The sequence below is a fragment of the Arthrobacter sp. SW1 genome, from assembly GCF_001766675.1.
Taxonomy (GTDB): domain Bacteria; phylum Actinomycetota; class Actinomycetes; order Actinomycetales; family Micrococcaceae; genus Arthrobacter.
Window position 1 is genome coordinate 1 of record NZ_MJLT01000011.1, and the last position, 22,819, is coordinate 22,819.

The window sequence follows — 22,819 nt, forward strand, 5'->3', positions numbered from 1 at the left end:
CTACTTCTGCGACCCGGCCAGCCCCTGGCAACGCGGCTCCAATGAGAACACCAACGGGCTGCTGCGCCAGTACTTCCCCAAAGGCACCGACCTGTCCGTCTACGGGCCAGAGGATCTTGAACACGTGGCCCAGGAACTCAACGGCCGACCACGCAAAACGCTCGACTGGGATACCCCAGCCGAGCGCCTGCGTGATCTACTACTAGCCATCTAACCAACAAGTGTTGCAACGACCCTTAGAAACCGCCTCGGCGATTCCGGGGCCCCAACTGTACGTTCGCGCGTGTGCGGGAGCTTAGTTGGCGCTCTTCTGGGCCACGAGCTCGATCTCGACCAGCATCTTCGGGTCCAGGAACGGCAGCACGTGCACCAGGGACAGGGTGGGGCGGATCTCGCCGAAGACCTCGCCGTGTGCGCGGCCGGCGTCTTCCCACTTGCTGATGTCCGTCAGGTACAGCTTGGACTGGACCACGTCTTCGTAGGAGAAACCGGCGTCTTCCAGCACGGTGCCGAGCTTTTCGAGGATGTACTTGCTCTGCGAATAGAAGTCCTCGCCCACAATGCCGTCCGGGCCGGAGGCTGCCGTGGCGGAAATGTACAGGGTGTTGTCCACCTGTACCGCACGCGAATATCCGAGGGACTGTTCCCAGACCGAACCGGTGCCGTAAGTCTTGCGCATGCCGCGCTTCTCCTGTCTCCGCGCCCGGCCCGGTGGCCGGGGTCTACGGAGAAACTTTAAGGCTGGCCGACTTCGCGCCGGTAAACGAACAGCTTTATGTCGGTGCCGGGGACGAACCAGTCGCGCTCCGGAACGCGTTCGAAGCCGGTGGCCCGGTACAGGGCGTTGGCGCTTTCCCAGGTGGCGCCGGTGGTGAGGGCGACGGCGTTGATGCCGGCCCGGGAGCGGGCATGGTCCATCAGTGCCTTGACGAGGCTCTTTCCGGCGCCGGAACGCTGCACGGCCGGATCGACCACCAGGGTGCGCATCTCAAGCTCGTCGTCGTAGGCGATGTCCGCGAAGGGGCCACCCGCGGAGGCGACCGTCACGGAGCCGATCACGGCGCCATCGCGCTCGGCCACCCAGACGTCGGCGTGGGCTGCGCGCCCGGCCACGTCCTGGAGCTGGCGCAGGTAGGGGTGCTCAGGGTCGCCGTAGTACCCGGCGGTGACGTAGGAGTCCCGCGTGATGCGGGCGACGTCGTCGTAGTCCGCGGGCCGGGCCGGGCGGACGGTGATCTGCGGCTGCGTTGATCCCTGTTTTTGCACCTGTCCATGGTAGTGGCGACGGCGGCCGGCACCGCGCCAAACAGGCGTTTCCGTGACCGAACTATCACCTCTGCCCGGATATTGCCTTGGATGGCGCCGTGTTGAGCCCGGTTGCGGGCCGTGAAGCCCGGTTTCGCGCTGTTTCGCCTTGATGTCGGCGTGCTGGCGCGCTCCCGTTCCGCCGTGGTTGATTGACGGCCAGGACCCAGGAAAGGACCACGGAATGAGCACCCAACGAACCCTCCACCTCAACGCCTTCCTCATGAGCACAGGGCACCACGAAGCCTCGTGGCGCCTGCCGGGAAGCGACCCCTTCGCCAACACCAAGGTGCGGCACTACCAGGAGCTGGCCCGCATCGCCGAGCGCGGCAAGCTGGATTCCATCTTCTTTGCGGACTCCCCCGTGCTGTTCGGAGAGGTGGGCCGCCGGCCCGCGGGCAAGCTGGAACCGACGGTCCTGCTGACGGCCATCGCTGCCGCCACGGAGAAGATCGGCCTCATCGCCACCGCCTCCACCACCTACAACGAACCCTTCAACCTGGCCCGGCGCTTCGCCTCGGTCGACTGGGTGAGCGGCGGCCGCGCCGGCTGGAATGTGGTCACCACGGCCGGGCCCGACGCCGCCCGGAACTTCGGCGTGGACGACCAGCCCGCGCACGCGGTGCGCTACGAACGGGCCGCCGAATTCATCGAGGTGGCCCAAAAGCTCTGGGACAGTTGGGAGGACGACGCCGTCCTGGCCGACAAGGAGGGTGGCGTGTGGGGCGACGCCGGCAGGATCCGCACCATCGACCACGAAGGAAAGCACTTCCGGGTCCGCGGTCCGCTGAATGTGCCCCGCTCCCCGCAGGGCCATCCCCTGATCGTGCAGGCCGGCTCTTCCGAGGACGGCAAGAACCTCGCCGCCCGCTATGCCGAGGCCGTCTTCACCGCCCACCAGACCCTGGCCGACGCGCAGGTCTTCTACGCCGACCTCAAGGCCCGCACCGCCGCCGTCGGGCGTGATCCGGAGGGCATCAAGATCCTTCCCGGCATCGTCCCGGTGATCGGTTCCACCGAGGCCGAGGCCTTGAAGCTCGAACGGGAGCTGGACGAGCTGATCAAACCCGAGTACGCCCGTGAACAGCTCGCCAAAACCCTCCGTGTGGCGCCCGAGGACCTGCCCTTGGACCGGCAGCTTCCGGCGGACCTTCCCTCCGAGGACGAGATCGAGGGCGCCAAGAGCCGTTACACGCTGATCGTGGATCTCGCGCGCCGTGAGCAGCTGACCGTACGGCAGCTGATCGGACGCCTGGGCGGTGGCCGCGGGCACCGGACCTTCGCGGGAACCGCCGTCCAGGTGGCGGATGCCATCCAGGAGTGGTTCGACGCCGGGGCGGCCGACGGCTTCAACATCATGCCCGCGGTGCTCCCCTCCGGACTGGAAGCGTTTGTGGACCAGGTGGTGCCGGTACTGCAAGAACGCGGGCTTTTCCGCCGCGACTACACGGCATCGACCCTGCGGGGCCACTATGGCCTGGAGCGACCGGCCAACCGGTACGCCGGGGTTCCGGCGCCGCGGCTGGCATCCATCGGATCGGGGTTCTGAGTAGTCCAGTGTGGTGTCGCGAGGCCGGGCGGTGCTACCGCCCGGCTGCCGCTCAGATCGGGAACTTGCCCGAAAGCTCCAGCGGCCCCGCACACGTCCAGGCCGACAGCCGGTCGTCGTCCTGCGGGCCGCCGTCGACCGGGCTCTGCAGCTTGGGCCTGCGGACCCAGCAGCCGGCTTCCTCGGCGATCAGGGCGCCAGCGGCGAAGTCGTGCTCGTTGAGTCCCCGCTCGCCGTAGGCGTCATGGCTGCCGTCGGCCACCAGGCACAGGTCCAAGGCCGCGGAGCCCAGGCGGCGCACGTCGGCGAATCCGTCCATGATGTCCGGCAGGCCGTTGAGCTGGCTGGAACGGGTGCCCGGGTCATAGCTGAAGCCGGTGGCCAGGATCAGCCCGGCGCGGCCGGGCATCGGTCCGTTCAGGCGGCTCGTCTCCCCCGCGACCTCCAGCCAGGCGCCATGGCCCCGGGCGGCTGAGTAGATGCGACCCAGCGCCGGAGCATGCACGACGCCGGCCAGCCACGCGCCGTCGGGACCGGCGACGGCCACCGAGGTGGCGTAGTAGACGATGTTGCGGATGAAGTTGGTGGTGCCGTCCAGGGGGTCGATGGACCAGCGGTAGCCGCTGGGTTCCAACGGCCGGGTGGTGCCGTGCTCTTCGCCCGTGATGGTGTCATGCGGCCGTTCGGCGGTGATGGCGGCCCGGACGGCTTCCTCGGCCGCGACGTCGAAGGCGGTCACCCAGTCGCCGGCGTCGCCCTTGTTGGCGACGTCAAGGCCCGCGCCCGTGCTGCCGGCGGCGGAACGAGTAGCCAGGACGGCGGCACCGGCAGCCGCGGCACGCTTCGCCACGGCGAGGAGTTCAAGGGCGTCCGTCATGCGCCGGCCTCTTCGGGAGTGGCTTCTTCGGGAGTGGCTTCTTCGGGGACAGTGGCTTCGGGATCCGCCTCGTTGCCGGCGTCGTCTCCGGCCTGGCCCAGCGTGCCGTCCAGCAAGGCACGGAACCCGTCCTCGTCCAGCACCGGGATGCCCAGTTGTTCGGCCTTGTCCAGCTTGGACCCGGCGCTTTCACCGGCCACCACGTAGCTGGTGTTCTTCGAGACCGAACCGGCTGCCTTGCCGCCACGGATGATGATGGCTTCCTTGGCTTCGTCACGGCTGAAGTTCGGCAGGGTGCCGGTGACCACGATGGTGAGGCCTTCGAGGTTGCGCTGCACCGAGGCGTCCCGTTCGTCCATCATCCGCACGCCGGCGGCCTTCCAGCTGTCGACGATTTCCCGGTGCCAGTCCACAGCGAACCACTCGATGAGGGCGTCCGCGATAATCGGCCCCACACCGTCCACCTCAGACAGTTGCTCGCGGGCGTCGGGAGCTTCGAGGACCTCAAGCAGTGCGTCCATCGAGCCGTACTTGGTGGCCAGGGCACGTGAAGCGGTGGGTCCGACGTGCCGGATGGACAGAGCCACCAGCACGCGCCACAGCGGTTGGGTCTTGGCCTTCTCCAGTTCCTTGAAGAGCTTCTGGGTGTTGGCACTGGGCTTGGAGGGCGTCTTGGCCGTCGGCTTGGTCCAGAAGTAGGGCACCAGCTCCCACTCCCCCGTGCCTACGCCCTTCGAGCGCTTCTCGCGCCGGATCATGACGTCCTGCAGGTCCTCGGGCGTGAGGTCGAATAGCCGGGCCTCGTTCTCCAGCGGCGGCACCTCGGGCGCGGCCGGTTGTGTCAGGGCGATGGCGGCTTCCCAACCCAGCGCTTCGATGTCGAACGCACCGCGGCCGGCCACATGGAACACGCGCTCGCGCAGCTGCGAAGGGCAAGAGCGCGAATTGGGGCAGCGGATGTCCACATCGCCCTCCTTGGCCGGTGCCAGCGGCGTGCCGCAGGACGGGCATTCGGTAGGCATGACGAATTCGCGGACCGGCGGATCCTGCTGTTCGCGCAGGGCCAGGACCGGCCCGACGATTTCCGGGATGACATCGCCCGCTTTGCGCAGCACCACGATGTCGCCGATCATCACGCCCTTGGCCTTGACCACGTCTTGGTTGTGCAGGGTAGCCATCTCCACCGTGGAACCGGCCACCTTCACGGGCTCCATGACACCGAACGGGGTCACTCGCCCGGTGCGTCCCACGTTGACCTGGATGTCCAGGAGCTTGGTGTGGACTTCCTCCGGCGGGTACTTGTACGCCACGGCCCAGCGCGGAACCCGCGAGGTGTATCCGAGGGCACGCTGCGTGCCGAAGTCATCGATCTTGACCACGATGCCGTCGATCTCATGCAGGAGGTCATGGCGGTGCTCACCGAAGTGCTTGATGAAGTCCAGGACTTCCTCGAAGGAATCCAGGACCTTCAGGTACGGGCTGACCGGCATGCCCCATCCGGCGAGCAGCTTGTACGTTTCGGACTGGCTGGCGGCGGCAAGGCCTTCGCGTGCCCCGATGCCGTGCACGAACATCCGCAGCGGACGCTTGGCGGTTTCGGCGGGATCCTTCTGGCGCAGGGAGCCGGCGGCCGCGTTGCGAGGGTTGGCCAGCGGAGCCTTGCCCGCTTCGATCAGGGCCTCGTTGAATTCGGCGAAGTCCTTGGAGGGAATGAAGACCTCCCCACGGATCTCCACCTCGGCGGGGAATCCGGAACCGCTCAGTTCGCGCGGGATTTCTTTGATGGTGAGCACGTTGTGGGTGATGTCCTCGCCCGTGGTGCCGTCGCCGCGGGTGGCGGCGCGGACCAGCTTGCCGTCCCGGTACAGCAGGTTCACGGCCAGGCCGTCAATCTTCAGTTCGGTGAGCCAGGCGATCTTCGGAACGCTTGCTCCGAGTTTCTCCACGGAGGCTTCGGCTTTCCGCACCCATGCTTCGAGTTCTTCAAGCGAGAAGACGTCCTCGAGGCTGTACATCCGCTGCAGGTGTTCGACGGCGGCGAACGCCGCTGAGACCTCGCCCCCGACTTCCTGGGTGGGAGAGTCGTTCGACACCAGTTCGGGGTGCAGTGCCTCAAGTTCTTCCAGACGCCGGTAGAGGGCGTCGAACTCGGCATCAGAAATGGTGGGGGCGTCTTCCTGGTAATACGCGTAGCGGTGCTTGCGGACCAGGTCTGCGAGGTTGTCGTACTCTTCGCGGACCGACTCTGCGGGGATGTCCCCTTCGATGGCCTCGACGGTACCGGAGGTGCTGCTCTCTGCTGTGCTCACCCTCCTATCTTGCCGTACGGCCCGGACATTATTCCCGGGCCGTTAAAAGCCGGGAAGCCCGGACCAGTGTCCGGGCTTCCGGTTCGAGAGGGCGTGGGCCTTAGTGGGAGGCCTGTTCCTGCTCGTTGGCGTTCTTGGTGGCCTTCTTGCCGGCTTCGTCSAGGGCCTGGGCGACCTTCTGGAGGGCGGTCATGTGCTGGGACTGCCATTCGTTGCGGAAGCGGTCGGCGTCCGGGCCCTTCCAGTCGGTGCTGTGCAGGACCTTGTTCAGGGTGTTGCGCTGCTGCTCGATTTCGTTGGAACCGGCCTGCAGCTTGCTGCCGAGGGTCTTGAGCTGCTGTACATCTGCGCCCCAAATAGCCATGGTGTTTCTCCTTGATCATTCACGGACCCGAACTSTTCGGCATCCCCAATACCTAAGAACCTACCGTGACCTCGCAAAACGTGTCGATGGGGACGGGTACCCATGCAGGAGAACCCATGCAGGCCTTCGAAGGGAACAGGTCAGTGGGTGCCGATCCGGTTCTTGCTCCAGAGGGCGAAAGCCAGTCCGCCGAGTCCGACCACAAGTACCCCGGCCATAATGGCGAGGATCCCCAAAAGGTCCGGGCCCGACGTCGACGTGTCATTCACCAGCGCCGCCTGGCTGGCGCGCTTACCGTCGTCGATCGGCTTGTTCCAATTGGAGTCAGTCGTGGGACTGGAGGTCGGTGTCCATGGTGTGTGGGACGGCGAGGCGGACGCGAACCCAGTAGTGGCCGACGGCGTCGGACTGGCTGAATCCGTTTCCTCCGCTGTGGGGGCCGGTGCAGGAGTCCGCACGGTGGGTGCGGGTGCCGGCGCCACCGGCGGCTTGGCGGGCGCGGGCTTCCGGATGACCGGCTGCGGATCCGGCGTCGTGGTGGGGTCGGGCGTCGGAGTCGGCGATGCCGAGGGCAGGGCGGGGGCCGGCGGAATGCTCGGAGTCGGCTGGCAATTGCCTTTCCCGGGCTGGCACTTTTCCACTTCCGCATGGGCGGTCAGCAGCGGAAAAGCGCACAGCAGCAAGGCGAGCACTGTGGCTGCCAGCGGCACGGTGAACGGAGCGCGGCGCACGGCACGGGCCGCGACCCGCCGTGTCGGGGTGGGGCGAACGGTCATGATGGCCTCATAGGCAGAGGGGGCTGCCCGGAGTCGGGGATGGTCCCGGAATTGTCCTACACAGCCGCGCTTGCCGCAAAATCCATTCGTTGGCCGCATTCTGCAAAGACGCGGGCAAAAGATCGGGGCGGCCCGGGCATGATGCCCGGTCCGCCCCGATTCCGTTATCTGCGGCTGTACCGGCTATCCGCGGTTTTCCGGCGGTAGGGCCACCTGGATCTTGCGGACCTTGCCGCGGCCCACGATGTAGCCGCGGCCCGGGATGAAGTCCGGGCTGACCCGGCCCAGCGAGGTGCTGAGCAGGCTGTCGCCTTCCACGTCGGAGGGGTTGAGCAGCAGGCCGCGGCGTCCCGACTTGAAGGGCTGGGCCAGGGACCAGGCCTGGGACCAGGTGGAGCTCTCCGATTCGCCGATGACCCACTGATCGGCCTTGATCGAGTCCGTGACCAGTTTGTTGATGGCCATTTCCGCGAGCGAGTCCGTGAAGTCGGTGAGGCCTTCGATGAAGATCGCCATGGTTCCCGGGCGTTCCGTGGAGCGCTCGGTGAGTTCCTCGGCGGCTTCCTCCACCTCGTCCGGTCCCACCAGCGAACGGTTCCACACCTTGAGGCCGGCCACGGCGGAGCGGCGTGCGCCGATATAGATGAGCTCGGTGTCCGGGTTCGACCGGCGCAGCGCGTAGGCCATAGTCACCAGGGCCACGGTACGGCCGGCACCGGGAGGGCCGGAGACCAGCAGCGGGCCCTTGGCGGCGATGCTCGCCGGGTCCAGCGATTCGTCGTCGACGCCGATGACCGGCTGATCGGGGCTGCCGGCGGGCAGGATGTCCAGGTCCACCTGCTCCGGGAGGCGCTGGATCTGCGGCGCCTCCTCCATGCCCTGCCGCTGCATGGCCTGGGCGAGCTTGCTGACCTCGCGGGCCTGCAGGGCAAGGTTCGAGTTTCCACCCAGCACGGCGAGCTGCACTTCGAGGTCGCCCAGGAGGCCCCGGCCGGGCGGAGACGCCGGGCTGAGCACGTCCTTGGGGACGTCCAGCGTCATGTAATCGTCCTCGGAGCTGAGGCGCAGGACCAGCCTCCGCTGGATGGAGGCCAGCAGCGAAGCCGGCACCGAGTTGGGCCGGTCGCCGCTGACGATCAGGTGGATGCCGAGCGGGCGGCCGTCCGTGGCGAGCTGCAGGAAGATGTCCCACAGCGCCGACAGCCGGCTGTACTCGTAGGCTTCGCGGAACGCGGACATGCCGTCGACCAGCACGAAGATGCGCTTCTCGTCCGGCTTGTTGGCCAGTTTGCGGTACTCCACGATGGTGGAGGCGCGCACCTCGGCGAAGCGGGTGGAGCGGTCCTCCGCGATGTCGCGGAGCCAGCGCAGCAGGCGGCCGACGCGTTCGACGTCGTCACCGTTGATGATCTCTCCGACATGCGGCAGGCTGTCCAGCATCTTCAGGCCCGAGGAACCGCAGTCGATGCCGTACACGTGCACCGGACCGCCACGCGGCGTCACCGCAGCCGCGATGGCGATGCCGCGCAGCGCGGCGGACTTGCCCGAGCCACCCGTACCGTAGACGGCCATGTTGCCGTCCTTGTCCGGTTCGTAGAACACGGTGGGCTGGTCCTGGTGGACGGGGTCGTCCGCCACGCCCAGCAGGAGGCGTTCGTCGGTGCGCGGGTTGGGCAGCTTCGAGAAATCGTAGGTGGTGGCGAGTTCGTTGAGCCACGGTTTCCTGGGTGGCTTGATGGCCAGGGAATCGGCCGCCCGGATGATGTTGGTGGTCATCCGGGAGATGTCGTTGGGGCCGGCAGGTTCTTCCTTGACCGCGTCCATCGGTACCGGAGCTTCCCAGCTGGCGCCCGAACCGAAGGCCATTTCCACGATGTCGATGCGCGGGCGCTGCGGCTTCTCCGTGGTCCAGCCGCCGGCATAGCCGGTCTGGAACCCCTGGATGCGGCCGGGACCGGTCTTCGCCGCACCACGGCCCGGAATGGACGGGTCGAAGTACGCGGCCAGGGGCACGCCAAGGATGTCCGTGGCATCGTCTTCGTCGGCCATGCGCAGCGCAACACGCAGGTTGGTGTTGGCCCGGAGGCTGTCCTTGATGACGCCGGCGGGGCGCTGCGTCGCCAGGATCAGGTGCACGCCCAGGGAACGGCCACGGGCGGCAACGTCCACCACGCCGTCCACGAACTCGGGCATTTCCGAGGCGAGGGCGGCGAATTCGTCCACGATGATGATCAGGTACGGCGGGGCCTCCGGGTCCGCTTCACGCTGCAGCGCGAGCAGGTCCTTGGCTTTCTTCCGGTTGAACAGGTGCTCGCGGTAGTGCAGCTCGGCCCGCAACGAGGTGAGGGCGCGGCGCACGAGGTGCGGCGAAAGGTCGGTCACGAGGCCCACGGTGTGCGGCAGCTTCACGCAGTCCGCGAACGCCGCACCACCCTTGTAGTCCACGAAGAGGAAGGTGACGCGGTCCGGGCTGTAGGCCGAGGCCATGCCCATCACCCACGACTGCAGGAACTCCGACTTACCGGCACCGGTGGTACCGCCGACCAGCGCGTGCGGGCCTTCGTTCTTCAGGTCCAGGTAGAAGGGCTCGACGCCCTTGGAACCCACCAGGGCACGCAGGCTGCCGTTGTCCTTACGGTTGGGCACGGCGCTTGAGTGCACCGAGTTGTTCTCCTGCCAGCGTTCGGCAACCGCCTGCGGCGCGTCCATGAAGTCCTTGCCCACGAGCGTCACGTAGGACACCGCGCGGGGAAGGTCAGAGTCGTCGTCGACGGGCTTTCCGACGTCAACCAGCGGGGACATCATGCGGGCCAGCTGGGTGGCCAGTTCCGCGTCCACGCTTTCGCAGCTCACCGGGTAGGTGTGGCGGCCGAGCCGCACCTGTCCGGTGGTGGTGCCGTGGTCGCCGTCGACGGCCATGAAGTCGCGGCACGCGGCCGGAAGGGCCTGCACGTTGGCGGCCACCCACATGATGTGGACGCCGGAATCCGGTCCGCGCTCCACCAGGCGGGTGAGGCGTCCGCGGTCCACGGGGGCATCGTCCTCGACGATGACCAGCACGGAGGGCAGCACCGGCCCTGCGACCTCGCCGTTTTCGTCGGCGAGCGACGGGCGCGGCGTGGGCCGCGGGTCCTTGGAGGCTGCCTCGCGTTGTTCCACGAGGTCCTCGAGCTTGGACAGCAGCGAGGAACCGGCACCCGGCCCGGCGGCGAGGTGGTCGCCCGACAGCGGGCTGTGGCCGGAGCCTACGTGGGGCAGCCACTGCAGCCAGTTCCAGCGTTCACGCGAGCGGCCGGACGTCAGGGAGGTGACCACGAGTTCCGCCGGGGAATGCAGGCCCACCAGCTGCAGCACCATGCCGCGGGCGACGTCGTCGACCAGTCCGCGTTCGCCGGCGATGCCGAAGGAGCCGGAAGTACGCAGCTGGGAGACGATCGGCACGCCATCGATCATCCGCACCTGCGCCAGGCACTCCTGGATTTCGCGCATGTACTGCGGTTCGGTGTCGTTGCTGCTGGGTTCCTCGAAGGGAATGCGCGACGGTGCCGTGCCGAGTCCGAAACGCACGCCCAGGAAGCCTTTGTGTTCCGGGCGGTGGGTCCACAGCAGCGGGCCGAGCTTGTAGATGGCGTCCACGGTGTCGCTCACCGACGGGGCTTCCTGCAGCCGCACCGAGCGTTCGATGTTCTGCTGTTCGGCGATGTCCTCGCGGAAGGCCAGCATGGACGCACGGAAGTGCTTGATGCCTTCCTTCATCTGCCGCTTCGACTGAACCTTGTGGTCCACGTAGTGGCCGATGATGAACAGCGGCATCATCATCATGAACACGACGGAGAGGATGTTCCGGGTGACTGCGAACATGATGCCGCCCATGAGGAGCGGCGCCATGAGCATGATGTACGGGAACGCCTGGTGGTCCGGACGCTTGGGGCCGGCCGGGACCACGCGCTTGGGCGGATCGAAACGGGGCACGACGCGCGGCGAACGGTTGAAGTCGACCAGCGGGGAGCTGGGGGCGGCGCCGTGGTTGCGGGACAGGGCGACGACGCTGACGGTGGTGTCGCCGAGCGTGACGGTGTCCGAGGAGTTCAGGGTGGCCCGGGCCACCGGCAGGCCGTCCATGAGCAGGCCGTTGGCGGAGTTCGTGTCCACGATTTCCACCGTTTCGGCCACGGTGACGCGTGCGTGCCGCTTGGACGTCATGGGGTCGTTGAGGCGGATGTCCGCGTCCCGGTCCCGGCCGATGTAGCTGGTGCCGAACGGCAGCGAAAACTCGCTGCCGGCGTCGGGACCGGACAGCACGCGGAGGGTGGCCGCCGTCGGGCCGCGCTTGCCGCCCGGGGTGGCGAACTGCTCACTGACCTGCGTCAGGGACACCGTGGAGCCGGGCCGGAGGCCGGACTCGAGGAGATTGCCGGTGGGGTCCAGGACGATGCCGCTCATCCCGGCACCCACGAATGCTTCGTCGACCTTCAGGGAGAGGTTCTGCGGGACCTCGGTTCCTTGGCGGTCCGGATCGGCGGCCCACAGTTCGCCGGCGATATCAGCGACTGTGGCGCGGCCGTCCACGGTGACCGCGAGGTCCTTGGCTTCGGCCGGATCCCGGCGCAAAGTCAGGCGGAACTTCATCCTTCGTCAACCCCCCTCATCTTTTCGAGCAGATACAAATCGTCGGAGGTCACCAGGTGCGAGGTGACCGCGTGTTCCACCAGCCGGGCGCGCCGGTTGGTGGCAAGTTTTCCGCCGCCGCCGCGCAGGCCCACGACGCCCACACGGTCAAGCTTGTCGCAGACGTTGTCGAGCTTGCGGTTGAAGCGGGTCAGGGCCCAGCCCAGGCGCTTCGCCGCCTCCGCGGAGGACGGGATCGAACTGAAGCCCGTGCCGTCGCGCCGCAGCATCGGCTCGGCCAGGGCCACGATCAGCGCCTTCTGCGAGTCGGTGAAGACCACCGGGCCGATGGTCGTCTCCCCCGCGGCGTCGTCCTCGCGCACTTCCTGGCGGAAGGACGGCGTCCGCAGGTGCACGGCGAATTCATAGGTGGTGGGGCCGGCCGTGAAGATCACGTTGGTGTGGCTGAAGACGAGCGGGATGCGGGCACCGGGTGCCAGCCAGGCCTGCATGCCGCCCGAGCCGTCGGCCACCGTGGCCGAGAGCATGCTGCCCACGTTGCTCAGCCACCAGATGCCGTCGTAGCGCGCGATCTGCAGGAAGCGGCGGTGCAGGTACGGGTTGTCGTCGACCTCCAGGTCACCTTCGCGGCCGATGTTGAAGACGTCTTCGTCCGAGGGCTCGTGCCATTCCCCGCAGAAATCTATCGCTAGATCTCCCATGCCAAGCCTCCTTGACGCTCGTATGTGTGTTCCATCTACTTGTTCGCCACGCAGGTGGTCGACTGGGCCGAAGTTCCGGGCGAGGCGTTGCCGTCGGAGCGGACGATCAGCACCTGGAAGCAGGTCTGTGGCCTGCCCGCGCTTGCCAGGACGTCCACGCTGGTGCTCTTCACCGTGAAGAACTGGTCAATCTCGCCAAACGGCCGGGTCCACTTGTAGGAGTCGCCTTCCTTCGGCGCCGGGTTGGTCCAGGAGAAGCGGACCTTCCCCGAAGGCAGCACCTGGCCTTTCAGCTTCGCCACGTCCGGGACGTCGCCGCTGTCCAGCGCATCCGCCGGCGGTTTGCTTCCGGTTTCCACGGGCTGCGCTTTCTGGGGAGCGTTGGCGCCCAACACGATGCCGACCACGATCGCCACCACCAGTACCGCCGCTCCTACTGCGCCCAGGACCAGGTTCCGTTTGCGGTGGTCCGGCGCGTCGGGCTCGTGGACCTCGTCGTATTCTTCCTCGACGGCGGGCCGGTTGACGGTGGCGGCGAGTTCCTGCTCCGAATACGGCGCAGGCTGCCGGGTACCTGCTCCCCCGGCGAATCCGCTTCCCCCGGTGTGTGCGGGCGCGGCATGCGAGGAGGCCGGAGCGGCAGTGTTCCAGCCGCGCAGGACGGTGGATTCGTTCTGCTCCTCCTGCTGCGGCCCCGTCGCGGTGTCAGGGCGCCCACCCGTGAACGACGACGGCGCGGTCTGCGGGGCGGGGGCGGCCTGCGGTGCCGGGGCGAACGCCTTCGAGGGCATTTGCGACGGCGGCTGCGTCCGGGAGGACGGGAAGGTGCGGGCCGGGAAGGTGGGCGCCGTCCCGGTCGGTGCGGTGCCGCCGTCGGGATCGATCGAGGCGATACTGCGGACGCGCGTCTCCTCGGCGTTGTCGTCCGGCTGCAGCTCTTCGGCGCCGGCCGGCTCGGCGAGGACTTCGAACGGCGTCACCGACAGGTTCAGTTCCGCCTGGATCCGTTGCAGGGCCAAAGCGAAAGTGTGGGCCGAGGAGTAGCGCGAACCGGGCGCCTTCGCCATGGCGGTGGACAGCACCAGTTCCAGTGACTCGGGAACATCGGCCCGGCCCAGGCGCGGCACCGGCGAGTTGGTGATCCGCGAAATCAGCTCGCGCTGGGAGTTGTCCTGCCCAGGCATCACGAACGGAGAACGGCCTGCGAGCAGGGTGTACAGCGTGGCGCCCAGGGCCCACACGTCCACCAGCACGCCGTCCACCGAGCCTCCGCGGAACTGCTCCGGCGGCGACCACGGAATGGACATGCCGGCGTCGTCGCCGTCGTCCTCGCCGATAGTGCCGGAGATGCCGAAGTCGGTCAGGGCGGGACGGTTATAGTCGGTCACCAGGATGTTCGCCGGCTTGATGTCGCGGTGCACGATGCCCGCGCGGTGTGCGGTCTCGACGGCGGACGCCACCTGGATGCCGACGGCCAGGACCTCGTCCACGCTGAAGCGCTGGCGGCGGTAGCGCACGTCCAGGCTCGGCCGGGAGCAGTACTCCATGGCCAGGAACGAGTGCCCGTCCGGGGTGGTCTCGGCTTCGTAAATCGTGACGATGTAGGGGTGCGAGGAAAGCTGCGCCATGAGGTTCGCTTCGGATTCGAAGCGGCGGCGCGCGTCCTCGGTCTTCAGGTCGGACAGGAGCACCTTGACGGCGACCCGGCGGCGCGGCCTGTCCTGTTCGTAGAGGTAGACATCGGCGAATCCACCGGAGCCCAGGTGGCTGATGTACTTGTAGCCCGGCAGGGGCGGCGGCGGTGCCGGTGGCCGCTTGGAACTCACAGAATCTCCTCGAAACGCAATGAAATGTTGTCGCCCAGTTCGGCGATGTCGCCGTCCAGGACGATGGCCATCTCGTTCTGGGCAAGCCGGCGCGGCGGCTGGCCTTCCCTGACCAGTACCGTGCCGTTGGTTGCCTTCAGGTCGCACAGCATGACGTGCCAGCCCTCCAGGCGGACCTCGACATGAGAGCGGGAAATGTCCCCGCCGGGACTCTCCACCTGGACCAGGGCCGGCATGCCGCCGCCCTGGACGCGGGACACCGACGGCTGGCGGCCGATGATCAGCGAACGGTCCAGTTCGATGACCTCGCCGGTGGACAGGCGTACCTTGCCCAGGCTGGGCCGGGGTACCTGCACGCCGTCGCCGGACAGTGCCGTTCCACAGCTCTGGCATTGCGAGTAGGTGGGCGGGTTCGCGTGCCCCTGCGGGCAGACCCGGGCCAGGACGAGCGGACGCTTGGTTCCATCCGGCAGCAGCTCGCTGCCTGCAGCTGCCGCCGCCGGCGCAGGCGCCGGGGACAAATTGGCCAGGCTGCTCTTCATGATCGTGTGGCCGTCGTGGTCGCTGTCCTCGTCAGCATCGGCCTCCACCGGGAAGCCGCCGGGAACGAACCCTCCCGGGGCACCCTGCGGAGTCCCCGGAGGCGACCACTGCGGAGGCGGCACCAGGCCGCCCTGCATCGGGGCCGGCGGCGGGGCCGCGGGTGCGGCAGGTGCGGAGTTTCCGGACAACCACGGGACGGACGAAATCAAACCGCCCGACATCAAACCGCTGCCCTGCGGCGGCGTGCCCTGCGGCGGCGCGGCCTGGGGCGCAGCTGGAGCGGGCGCCGGCGGCTGGACAGGCAGCTGCGGGCGCGCTTCCTGCTGCTCCGCCGGCGGCGCTGCAGGCTCGGCAGGCGGCAACTGCGGCGCGGGAGCGGCCGGCTCCTCATGCTCCTCGTCCGGGTTGATGCGGACTGCGGCGTCCTCGATGTTGCGGATCACCGTGCGTTCCCAGAGGTGGTCGTAGCTGCTGGTCTGTTCGAGGTTCTGGACCATTTCGTCCGTGGTGGCGCCTGTGTCCACACCGACTTCCTCGGCAGGCACCTCTGCCTCCACGGCCGTTTCCGCAAGCGGTTCAGGCACGACGGCGGCCGCGCCGTCCGTATCCTCGCGCAGCTGGCTGGGGGCAATCGTCAGTTCAAGGTCGTCGGGCAGCTCACCCTCCGGCGCGTCCGTCTCCGGCGCCCCGCCTTCCTGCCCGCCGTGATCCTCGTGTTCGTCATGCTCGTCGTGCTCTTCAAGGGCCATGAGCGTTTCCGGGGAATCGGCGTCGATGTCCGTGGGGACCGCAGCGGAAACAGCGGCGGTTTCGTCCTCGGGCCCTTCAGGCGCCGCCGCAACAGGCTCCGCCGCCTCAGCAGGCTCCTCGGCCGCCACGGGTTCCGCAGCGCCAACCGGCGCCGCGGAAACCGGGGCAGCGGTTGACGCCGCAGGCGCTACGGCAACCGGAACCCCCGCAATCACTGCTTCCTCGGCCCCGCCCGCCGGGCTTGCCTCCTCCCCCGGGGAAAGGACCGCTTCCAGGCCGGACAGCAACACCACGCCTTCCTGCAAAGGCAAGGCGGCGCCGTCGGCACCGTCCGTGGTCGCGCCGATCCTCAGGCGGTAGGACGCCGGCAGCTCCATGCGGCGTTCGGCCCAAGTGGTGACGTCACGGCCGTGGATGCCCTGGGAACCATCCGCGGTGTCGAGTTCGACATCGCCGCGCAACACCACGCGCAGGGCGTCCTTGGCGTCGATGATTCCGAAAGCCGGGATACGGGTGAGCGAGACTCCGAAACCTTCGGTGACCTCGTTCAGGACTTCATGGATTTCCGGCGCGCGTCCGAGCAGCTCCCACAGGGATTGCACCAGGCCCTGTTCCGTCCCGGGGCCGAGCACCACCACGGTGCCGGAACGGACAATCCCGAACCACTCGCCGGGAACGTAGCTATTCCTTGCCATTGCCGTTGTCCTCGTTTCCGTCCGGCGCGCCGGACGCCTCGGAAGTGCCGCCGTCGTCCGTGCTGTCCCCTGCGGGCAGCTCGTGGCGCGGCAGGGTGTCTTCGTCCTCCACCTCGGCTCCCGGCCGCGGGGCGGTGGTGGCAACACCGGCGTCGTTCAGGACGTTCTTGGCGTCCACCACAACCACGGTGACGTTGTCCCGGCCGCCGGCGCGCAGCGCCGCCTGGATGAGGGCATCGACGGCGTCCTGCGGATGTCCCACGGTACTGAGGATCCGGAAGATGTGGTCGTCGTTCAGTTCACCGGTCAGCCCGTCCGAACAGACGAGGATGCGGTCCCCCTCCTGGATGGGCAAGAGCCAGAAATCGGCCTCGGTCTCATCACCCGTGCCGAGGGCACGGGTCACCACGTGCCGGCGGGGATGGACGGTTGCCTCTTCCGCGGTAATGCTGCCGGCATCCACCATCTCCTGCACCTCGGAATGGTCCACACTGACCTGGGCGAACTCGCCCTGGCTCAGCCGGTACGTCCGGGAATCGCCGATGTTCATGACCAGCCAGTACGGCAGCCCCATCTGTTCGACCACCACGACGCCGGACAGCGTGGTTCCGGCGCGCGCACCGGTGGCGCTGCGGATGCGGGCATCCGCCGCTAGGAGGCATTCCTGCAGTTCAGCCGCCGAAGCCGTGCGCACGCCCGCGGCAAGCTGCGGGAAGCTGCCGAGGGTCCGGACACAAAGGCCGCTGGCGATCTCGCCTGCCTCATGCCCGCCCATGCCGTCGGCTACCGCGAACACGGGATCCGAAGCGATGAACGAGTCCTCGTTGAGTTCGCGGCGGAGGCCACGGTCCGTGCCGTAGCCGTAGCTCAGCCCGAAGCCGGACTCGTTGGCGGTTGCAGCTTCGGCTGCGGACTGTGAATTCATGCCTGTCCTAGGTGGAAGGTGCGGTCGCCGAACTGGACGGTGGAACCGGGACGGACGAAGACGGCTTCGCCCGGAACCAGCTTGCTCTGGACGCCGTCCGGAGTGGTGACGGCCGAGCCGTTCGTGGAGTTCCGGTCCGTGACCCACACGCCGTCGCCTTCGCGGCGCAGCTGCAGATGGGTCTTGGAGATCGAGCGCCCGGGATCGGACACGGGCACCAGCTGCTCCACGGACTCCCCTGCCATCGCGGCGGGGTTCCGGCCGATCAGCATCGAGGCGCGCACCTCGAAATCCTGCCCGTCATCGAGCCGGATCCGCAGCACTGCCGGGGCGGCAGCCTGCGCTCCCGGCCGGAGCTGGGTGCGGTCGATGTCGTCGTCGGGGTGTGCTTCCTGCGGGAAAGCGGCCGACGGCGGCGCAAGCGGGCCCGCGGGGGCAGGTGCCGCAACGGGCGGCTGCCATTGGTTCGGGTTGTGCATGACCGGCGGCTGGGGCTGGAGAGGCGCCTGCGGGACGGGAGCCGCCATCGGAACAGGGTTTACCGGCGCCTGGTTTGTTGGAACGGGGCCCATCGGAGCCTGGCCCATCGGAGCGCCGGGCTGCGGAATGCGCACCGGCTGGCCTGGCTGCTGGGGAACCGGGGCCGGCCCCTTCGCGGTGGGCATCGCTACCGGGGAGGACACCTGCTGCACGGGCGGCAGGTCCATCGGCGCGAAGTTGTACTCGCCCTGGATGCCTCCGGTCTTCACCGGGTTGCGGCCCGCGGACACATCGAACACGAGGCCTTTGGACGCCTTGTCATGCCAGCCACGCAGGCCACCCTGTTTGTCCCAGGCGTTGGACACCACCACCAGGACAGCCCAGGCCAGGGACAGCAGCATCAGAGGCCCCAGAATGAGCAGGGCGATGCCGTACCAGCCGAGTGCCACGACAAGAATGGCCACGATGATCGTCAGCAGGAACACCGCGCCGGTGATCAGGCCGCGCAGGAACACGATGCCGCCGCCGGGAGCGTAGCCGTCCGCGTCCGCGCTGCGGATGCCCATCAGCCGGTTGCCGATGGTGTTGCCGCTGCGTGCTTCGATGCCCAGCAGCACCATGGCGTAGACGAGGGTGAGGCCTGTGGCGATGCTGCCGAGCAGGACCAGCAGGCCCGTGTCATAGACGATGAAACCGTTGCTTCGCCGTTCGGTGATGCCGACGGCTCCGACGCCGATAGCGACTCCGAGGAGCACCGCCGGCCCCAGCCAGTCAAGCACGGCCGCGCCCAGGCGTTTGCCCGGCGATGCGGGAACCAGTGCGGCATTGTCGTTCATCGTCATCCCTCCCCCTGGCCCCTGCGGCATAGGCTGCCCGGCCGTGGCTCCTGGCGCTGCAGGCGGCACGGGCGCTACGGCGATACTACCGGCATCAGGCCCGGGCTGATGGGCAGCGCGGTCCATCTTGGCCATCTGTACCTGGCTGATGTTCCGTTCGATGCGGGCGCCGCGGTTGCTGAGCGGCGAACCGCACTTGGTGCAGAAGGACGCACCGGGCTTCACCGCCTGGCGGCAGGCCGGGCACTGTTCCTCGGGTCCGCTCATTACTGCTGCTGTTCCTTCCCTGCGTCAGTTTCCGTGGCTCCGCCCTGCGGCGTGCCGTTTGCCGGCGCACCGCCTTCCGGCGCGCTGTTCCCCTGGCCCTTCTTCCGGGTCAACATGTCCCGGAGGCGGTGCGGCTTGAGATTGCCGTCGCGGATGGCCGTACGGGCTTCCGCCAGCAGGGAGCGCGGCGAGAACCGGGCCTGCTGCCGCTTCCAGAAACCCACGTTGCCCGTGATGTCCTTCAAGGAGCTGTCCACGATTTCCCAGTACTGCCGCACTTCCTCTTCGCTGGGCTGGCCTGCCCCGAAGATCGCGGCGTCGGCACGGCCGGCGAGCATCGTCGTCGTCGAGCTGTTCCCCGGGAAGGCCTCGGCGATCACGGCCGCGGATTCCCGGCGGGTGGACTTTCCATTGATTGCGGCACCCATGTCGGTGGCGAGGCTGACGACCTCGCTCCAGCCGCCGCCCACACGCTGGGCCGGATGGCCGTTGTTAAGGCGGCTCTTCCGGCGGCGAACCTTCAGGAAGAGGATGAGCAGCAGCGGCAATGCAAGGATCGCCACAGGAATCAGCGCCGTGCCGATGGCGGCCAGCAGCGCACCCCAGAACAGCCACGGGTTGTTCTTCTTCTCGTCGGCGTCCAGGGCGTCCGGAGTGGAGTCCGGCGGCAGGTCGGCCGGCTCCTGCGGCGGGGGCGGCGGCTGCAGCACCTGCGGCTTGGGCTTGGATTTGGTCTGCGGATCCGGCGGGATCGGCACGTTGTCCTTGGGCGGTGTGGGATCGAAGGCCACCCAGCCGACGCGGTCGAAGGCGACCTCCACCCAGGCGTGGACGTCCTTGCCCTTGATCGGGATGTCCGCCGCACCGTTCTCCGGGCTCTTCGGATCCGGGTAGAAACCCATCACCACACGGGACGGGATGCCAAGGTGGCGCAGCATCAGGGACATCGCCACGGCGTACTGTTCGTCGTCGCCGAGCATCTGCTTCGCCGTCAGGAGGCTGCGGATGCGGGCGGCGCTGTGGCCGGGCAGGCTGGGCAGCTGGCCATCGGCCACCAAACCGTTGCTGAAGGCGCCGGATTTCTGGAAATGGGCCTCGATCTGGCGCACCCGGTCGATCGCGGTGGGTGCGTCAGCGGACAGCTCGTTGGCCTGCGAGCCGACCACCGGCGGGACTTCCTCGGCGGGCGGGAGGGCCGTCTTGGCAAAGTCGTACTGGGTCAGCTGGCCGTGTTCGAGCTTGCCGGGATCGGTGACCCGCACGGAGTACGTATCGCCCTTGCCCAGGCCCTTGGTGGTCACCGCGGTGTCGGTTCCTGCGTTGAAGTACAGGCCCGATGCCGCCGGGGAACCATTGGCGAAGCTGATGCCCGTGGTGTGACGGCCGCCTGGCACGAAGTAGCCCTGGTAGTCCTCCACGGTGATGTCCAGGGTGTAGTTGGTGCCCGCGGCCGACCCGTTGTTTTCGGGTTGCGTGTTCAGCGCCCGGGCGTCGCCCACCTTGTTGAAGCTCCCGGAACCGTTGGGGTCCATGTTGTAGTTCAAGCCGTTGAAGGAGTCCAGCGCCGCGAGGCGGACGCGGCCGTCCTTGGGCAGTCCCTTGACGGTGAAGAGGGTGTCGTCCTTCTTGTCCTTGACGAATTCCCGGAAGCTCGCCAACGGGGTGATGTAGTCGCGCGGATCGAACGGCGGAACGATGCTGTTGCGCAGCACCTTGCGGTCGTCCGTAGCGATGAGCGGTGACGCGACGGCGGTGATCCCGACGGCGGCCGCGATCACCGCGGCTGCCATCCCGAGCCGCCGGAGGCGTCCGCGGCGGGCCACCTGGGCGTCTGCCTCCGGCCGGTTCGCAGACACCCTGCGGGTGTCGTTTCGGCGGAGGACATCGCGCCGGAACGTGGCCCATACGATGGCGCCGATGGCCACGCCCACGCCGCGTTCGACGTTCAGGAACGAGGCACTTGTGCTGAACAGGATGCCGGTGACGAACAACGCCATCACCGGCAGCAACGGCCAGTACGGGCTCTTCAGCCGCCAAGCGAGCAGGCCGGCCACGAGGGCGCAGATCAGGGCGCTGAGGAACGGAACGATCAGCATGCCGCCGGCCGTGCCGACGGGAACCCCGACGGTCAGCATGTCCTTCCAGGCGAAGACGATGCCCAGCAGCAGGATGCGCAGCGAGTCCAGGCTCGGCAGCACCACAGCGATGGCGGAGTCCGGCACGGCAAGCGCGGTGCCGAGGACCATGTAGGCGCCGAAGGCCAGGGCCACGGTGATGAGCAGGCCAAGGCGGAAGTGGGCGTTGGCGGCGGCAATCGCCAGGCCAACGATGATTCCGCCGAAACCAGCCACGAGGTAGTACGGATCGCCGCCGAAACTCTGGCTGAACCCGAGCACGCCCAAGCCCAACAGCAGGACCAGGGCACCGGCGTCGACCGCTGTGTGCCAGAGGGGCCGTCCATCGGCGAAAGCCGACTGGACGGGAACGGCGCGCTTGCTGCGCTGGCGGGGACCGCCGGGCGCTGGCTGGGCCGTGCGGCGGGGACGGGAGGTCTGGGCGGAGCTCATGCGGCCGCCTTCCGGAGTACGAGGGCAAGATCGTCGAGATCGCCAACGGTCAGGACAGTCAGGTCTGCGATATTGGCACGGGCCGCAGCGGCTCCGGCCTGCACCCGCACGGCAAGGCTGCGCACGCCGGCGGGAACGGACGCCGCCGCGGAGCGCAGCTGGGTGGCCGTCACGCCGCTTCCGACGACGAAGAACACCACGGAGGCGTTCGGAACCGTGTCGGCGAGGGTCCGGGCGAGGTCGACGGCGTTGCGCCGCATGGGCGCGCCGACGATCCGGGTCATGTCATCCAGCAGGTTCCGGCCGGTTTCGCAGCGCAGCGGACCTTTCTGGGTCAGTACATCGAGTTCGCGCTGTTCGCGGATGGCCTGGCGGCCGATGGAGGCGGCCACGGAGATGGCCAGTTCGAATTCGACCTCGGACTCGTATTCGTCCGTGTTGATGGACAAGGAGATGGCCAGGTGCGCGCGGCGGGTTTCTTCGAACTGGCGGACCATCAGCTTGTTGGTGCGTGCCGTGGTCTTCCAGTGGATGTGCCGGCGGTCGTCGCCGGGCACGTAGTCGCGCAGGGCGTGGAAGGAAACATCAGCGCTGGAAAGCTCGGTGGTGGGCATGCCTTCAAGGTCCCTGATGAAGCCCGCTGCGGAGCCGGCCAGCGCCGTGGTCTTCGGGTGCACGTACAGGTCCACGGGATCCGTCCACAGGACACGGCGGCGCAGGAGGTGCAGCGGGTCCGCCCGAACCGAGCGGACCGGGCCGACGACGATCACGGCGCGCCGCGCCGTCGGGATGGTGAACAGGTCCTCATGCACCTGGCCCGGCTTCATGCGCGGCAGGTGAAACACGGCGGTGTTGCTGCCTACCGGCAGCTCCAGGTCCGCCGGGAGCAGCGGCCGGGTGGAGGTGTTGGACACCGCGATGCTGCCGACGGCGTCATCCCCCACTGCGACGCGGGTACGGGACATGTCCAGGACCACCCCGTACGAGGAGCGGCCCAGGATGAAGGCCACTGCGAACAGGAACAGCAGGAAAGCCACGAGGGCCGCGGACTTCGCCTCCTGCCAACCCCAGGCCTGGCCGGCGATCCACAGGAAGACCGCCATGGCCAGGACCAACCAACCCAGGATGCTGATCACCGAGAGGACCGGCCACACGTAGGCAAGCCAAAGGCTGCGGACCTTCCTGGCAGCAGGGGTCAGCCATTCGACGAGGGCCTGCGACGCCTCGCGCCACACGGCGGCGGGGTGGAGTTTCGAGGGGATCTTCTCGGGGAGCTTGGCTGCCCCTCCCCCAAGGGCGCCGAGACGCCCCCCGAGCGAACCCAGGGAGCGTTTGGCGGATGCAGCAGCCCGTTTCAGGGGTGTGCCGGTAGACATGGTGGAGACCTTTGTTCGTGGTCCAGGGTCCCTGCCGGGCCCTG

Annotated in this window: 16 protein-coding genes; 2 read left to right on the forward strand and 14 right to left on the reverse strand. The window is 68.1% G+C overall.

Annotated features, from left to right (window positions below):
• Window positions 1-214 (forward strand): IS30 family transposase (locus tag BIU82_RS07185; protein ID WP_139146468.1); only part of this gene is annotated, 214 nt, incomplete at its 5' end.
• Window positions 215-295: 81 nt separating this feature from the next.
• On the opposite strand, the gene BIU82_RS07190 is transcribed toward BIU82_RS07185, so the two are convergent.
• On the reverse strand, window positions 296-679 hold the full coding sequence (locus BIU82_RS07190) for a RidA family protein (protein ID WP_070348792.1): 384 nt from the start codon (window positions 677-679) through the stop codon (window positions 296-298).
• A 56-nt stretch (window positions 680-735) separates the two neighbouring features.
• Entirely contained in the window at window positions 736-1,266 is a 531-nt protein-coding gene (locus BIU82_RS19615; protein WP_253182710.1) for a GNAT family N-acetyltransferase, read from the reverse strand.
• Between the two features lie 223 nt (window positions 1,267-1,489).
• Here BIU82_RS19615 and BIU82_RS07200 point away from each other — a divergent pair, with 223 nt between their 5' ends.
• Window positions 1,490-2,854, forward strand: a complete 1,365-nt coding sequence (locus BIU82_RS07200) for an LLM class flavin-dependent oxidoreductase (RefSeq protein ID WP_070348793.1) — start codon at window positions 1,490-1,492, stop codon at window positions 2,852-2,854.
• Between the two features lie 52 nt (window positions 2,855-2,906).
• On the opposite strand, the gene BIU82_RS07205 is transcribed toward BIU82_RS07200, so the two are convergent.
• The 12 genes from BIU82_RS07205 to BIU82_RS07260 form a co-directional block, all read right to left on the reverse strand.
• The gene (locus BIU82_RS07205) at window positions 2,907-3,731 is read right to left on the reverse strand and encodes an inositol monophosphatase family protein (RefSeq protein ID WP_070348794.1); all 825 of its coding nucleotides are present in this window, start codon (window positions 3,729-3,731) and stop codon (window positions 2,907-2,909) included.
• Window positions 3,728-6,040: an NAD-dependent DNA ligase LigA gene (ligA, locus tag BIU82_RS07210; RefSeq protein ID WP_070348795.1), complete on the reverse strand. Its 2,313-nt coding sequence runs from the start codon at window positions 6,038-6,040 to the stop codon at window positions 3,728-3,730. Before ligA ends, BIU82_RS07205 begins: the two co-directional genes overlap by 4 nt.
• 100 nt (window positions 6,041-6,140) lie before the next feature.
• Window positions 6,141-6,404 carry a WXG100 family type VII secretion target gene (locus BIU82_RS07215; protein WP_070348796.1) on the reverse strand — a complete coding sequence of 88 codons (264 nt, stop codon included), beginning with the start codon at window positions 6,402-6,404 and terminating at the stop codon, window positions 6,141-6,143.
• A gap of 140 nt (window positions 6,405-6,544) precedes the next feature.
• Window positions 6,545-7,180 (reverse strand): hypothetical protein, encoded by a 636-nt coding sequence (locus BIU82_RS19620; RefSeq protein ID WP_139146534.1) that lies wholly within the window; start codon window positions 7,178-7,180, stop codon window positions 6,545-6,547.
• A 183-nt stretch (window positions 7,181-7,363) separates the two neighbouring features.
• Window positions 7,364-11,809: an FtsK/SpoIIIE domain-containing protein gene (locus tag BIU82_RS07225; protein WP_070348798.1), complete on the reverse strand. Its 4,446-nt coding sequence runs from the start codon at window positions 11,807-11,809 to the stop codon at window positions 7,364-7,366.
• Window positions 11,806-12,510, reverse strand: a complete 705-nt coding sequence (locus BIU82_RS07230; protein ID WP_070348799.1) for a hypothetical protein — start codon at window positions 12,508-12,510, stop codon at window positions 11,806-11,808. The genes BIU82_RS07225 and BIU82_RS07230 overlap by 4 nt, the downstream gene beginning before the upstream one ends.
• Before the next feature lie 35 nt (window positions 12,511-12,545).
• Window positions 12,546-14,336: a serine/threonine-protein kinase gene (locus tag BIU82_RS07235; protein ID WP_070348800.1), complete on the reverse strand. Its 1,791-nt coding sequence runs from the start codon at window positions 14,334-14,336 to the stop codon at window positions 12,546-12,548.
• Window positions 14,333-16,324: an FHA domain-containing protein gene (locus tag BIU82_RS07240; protein WP_070348801.1), complete on the reverse strand. Its 1,992-nt coding sequence runs from the start codon at window positions 16,322-16,324 to the stop codon at window positions 14,333-14,335. Before BIU82_RS07240 ends, BIU82_RS07235 begins: the two co-directional genes overlap by 4 nt.
• Window positions 16,311-17,249, reverse strand: a complete 939-nt coding sequence (locus BIU82_RS07245) for a protein phosphatase 2C domain-containing protein (RefSeq protein WP_070348802.1) — start codon at window positions 17,247-17,249, stop codon at window positions 16,311-16,313. The genes BIU82_RS07240 and BIU82_RS07245 overlap by 14 nt, the downstream gene beginning before the upstream one ends.
• A complete protein-coding gene (locus BIU82_RS07250; RefSeq protein ID WP_070348803.1) occupies window positions 17,246-18,832 on the reverse strand; it encodes an RDD family protein in 1,587 nt (528 codons plus the stop codon). Before BIU82_RS07250 ends, BIU82_RS07245 begins: the two co-directional genes overlap by 4 nt.
• On the reverse strand, window positions 18,832-21,399 hold the full coding sequence (locus BIU82_RS07255) for a transglutaminase domain-containing protein (RefSeq protein ID WP_070348804.1): 2,568 nt from the start codon (window positions 21,397-21,399) through the stop codon (window positions 18,832-18,834). The genes BIU82_RS07250 and BIU82_RS07255 overlap by 1 nt, the downstream gene beginning before the upstream one ends.
• Window positions 21,396-22,775 (reverse strand): DUF58 domain-containing protein, encoded by a 1,380-nt coding sequence (locus BIU82_RS07260; RefSeq protein WP_070348805.1) that lies wholly within the window; start codon window positions 22,773-22,775, stop codon window positions 21,396-21,398. Before BIU82_RS07260 ends, BIU82_RS07255 begins: the two co-directional genes overlap by 4 nt.
• Window positions 22,776-22,819: the final 44 nt, after the last annotated feature.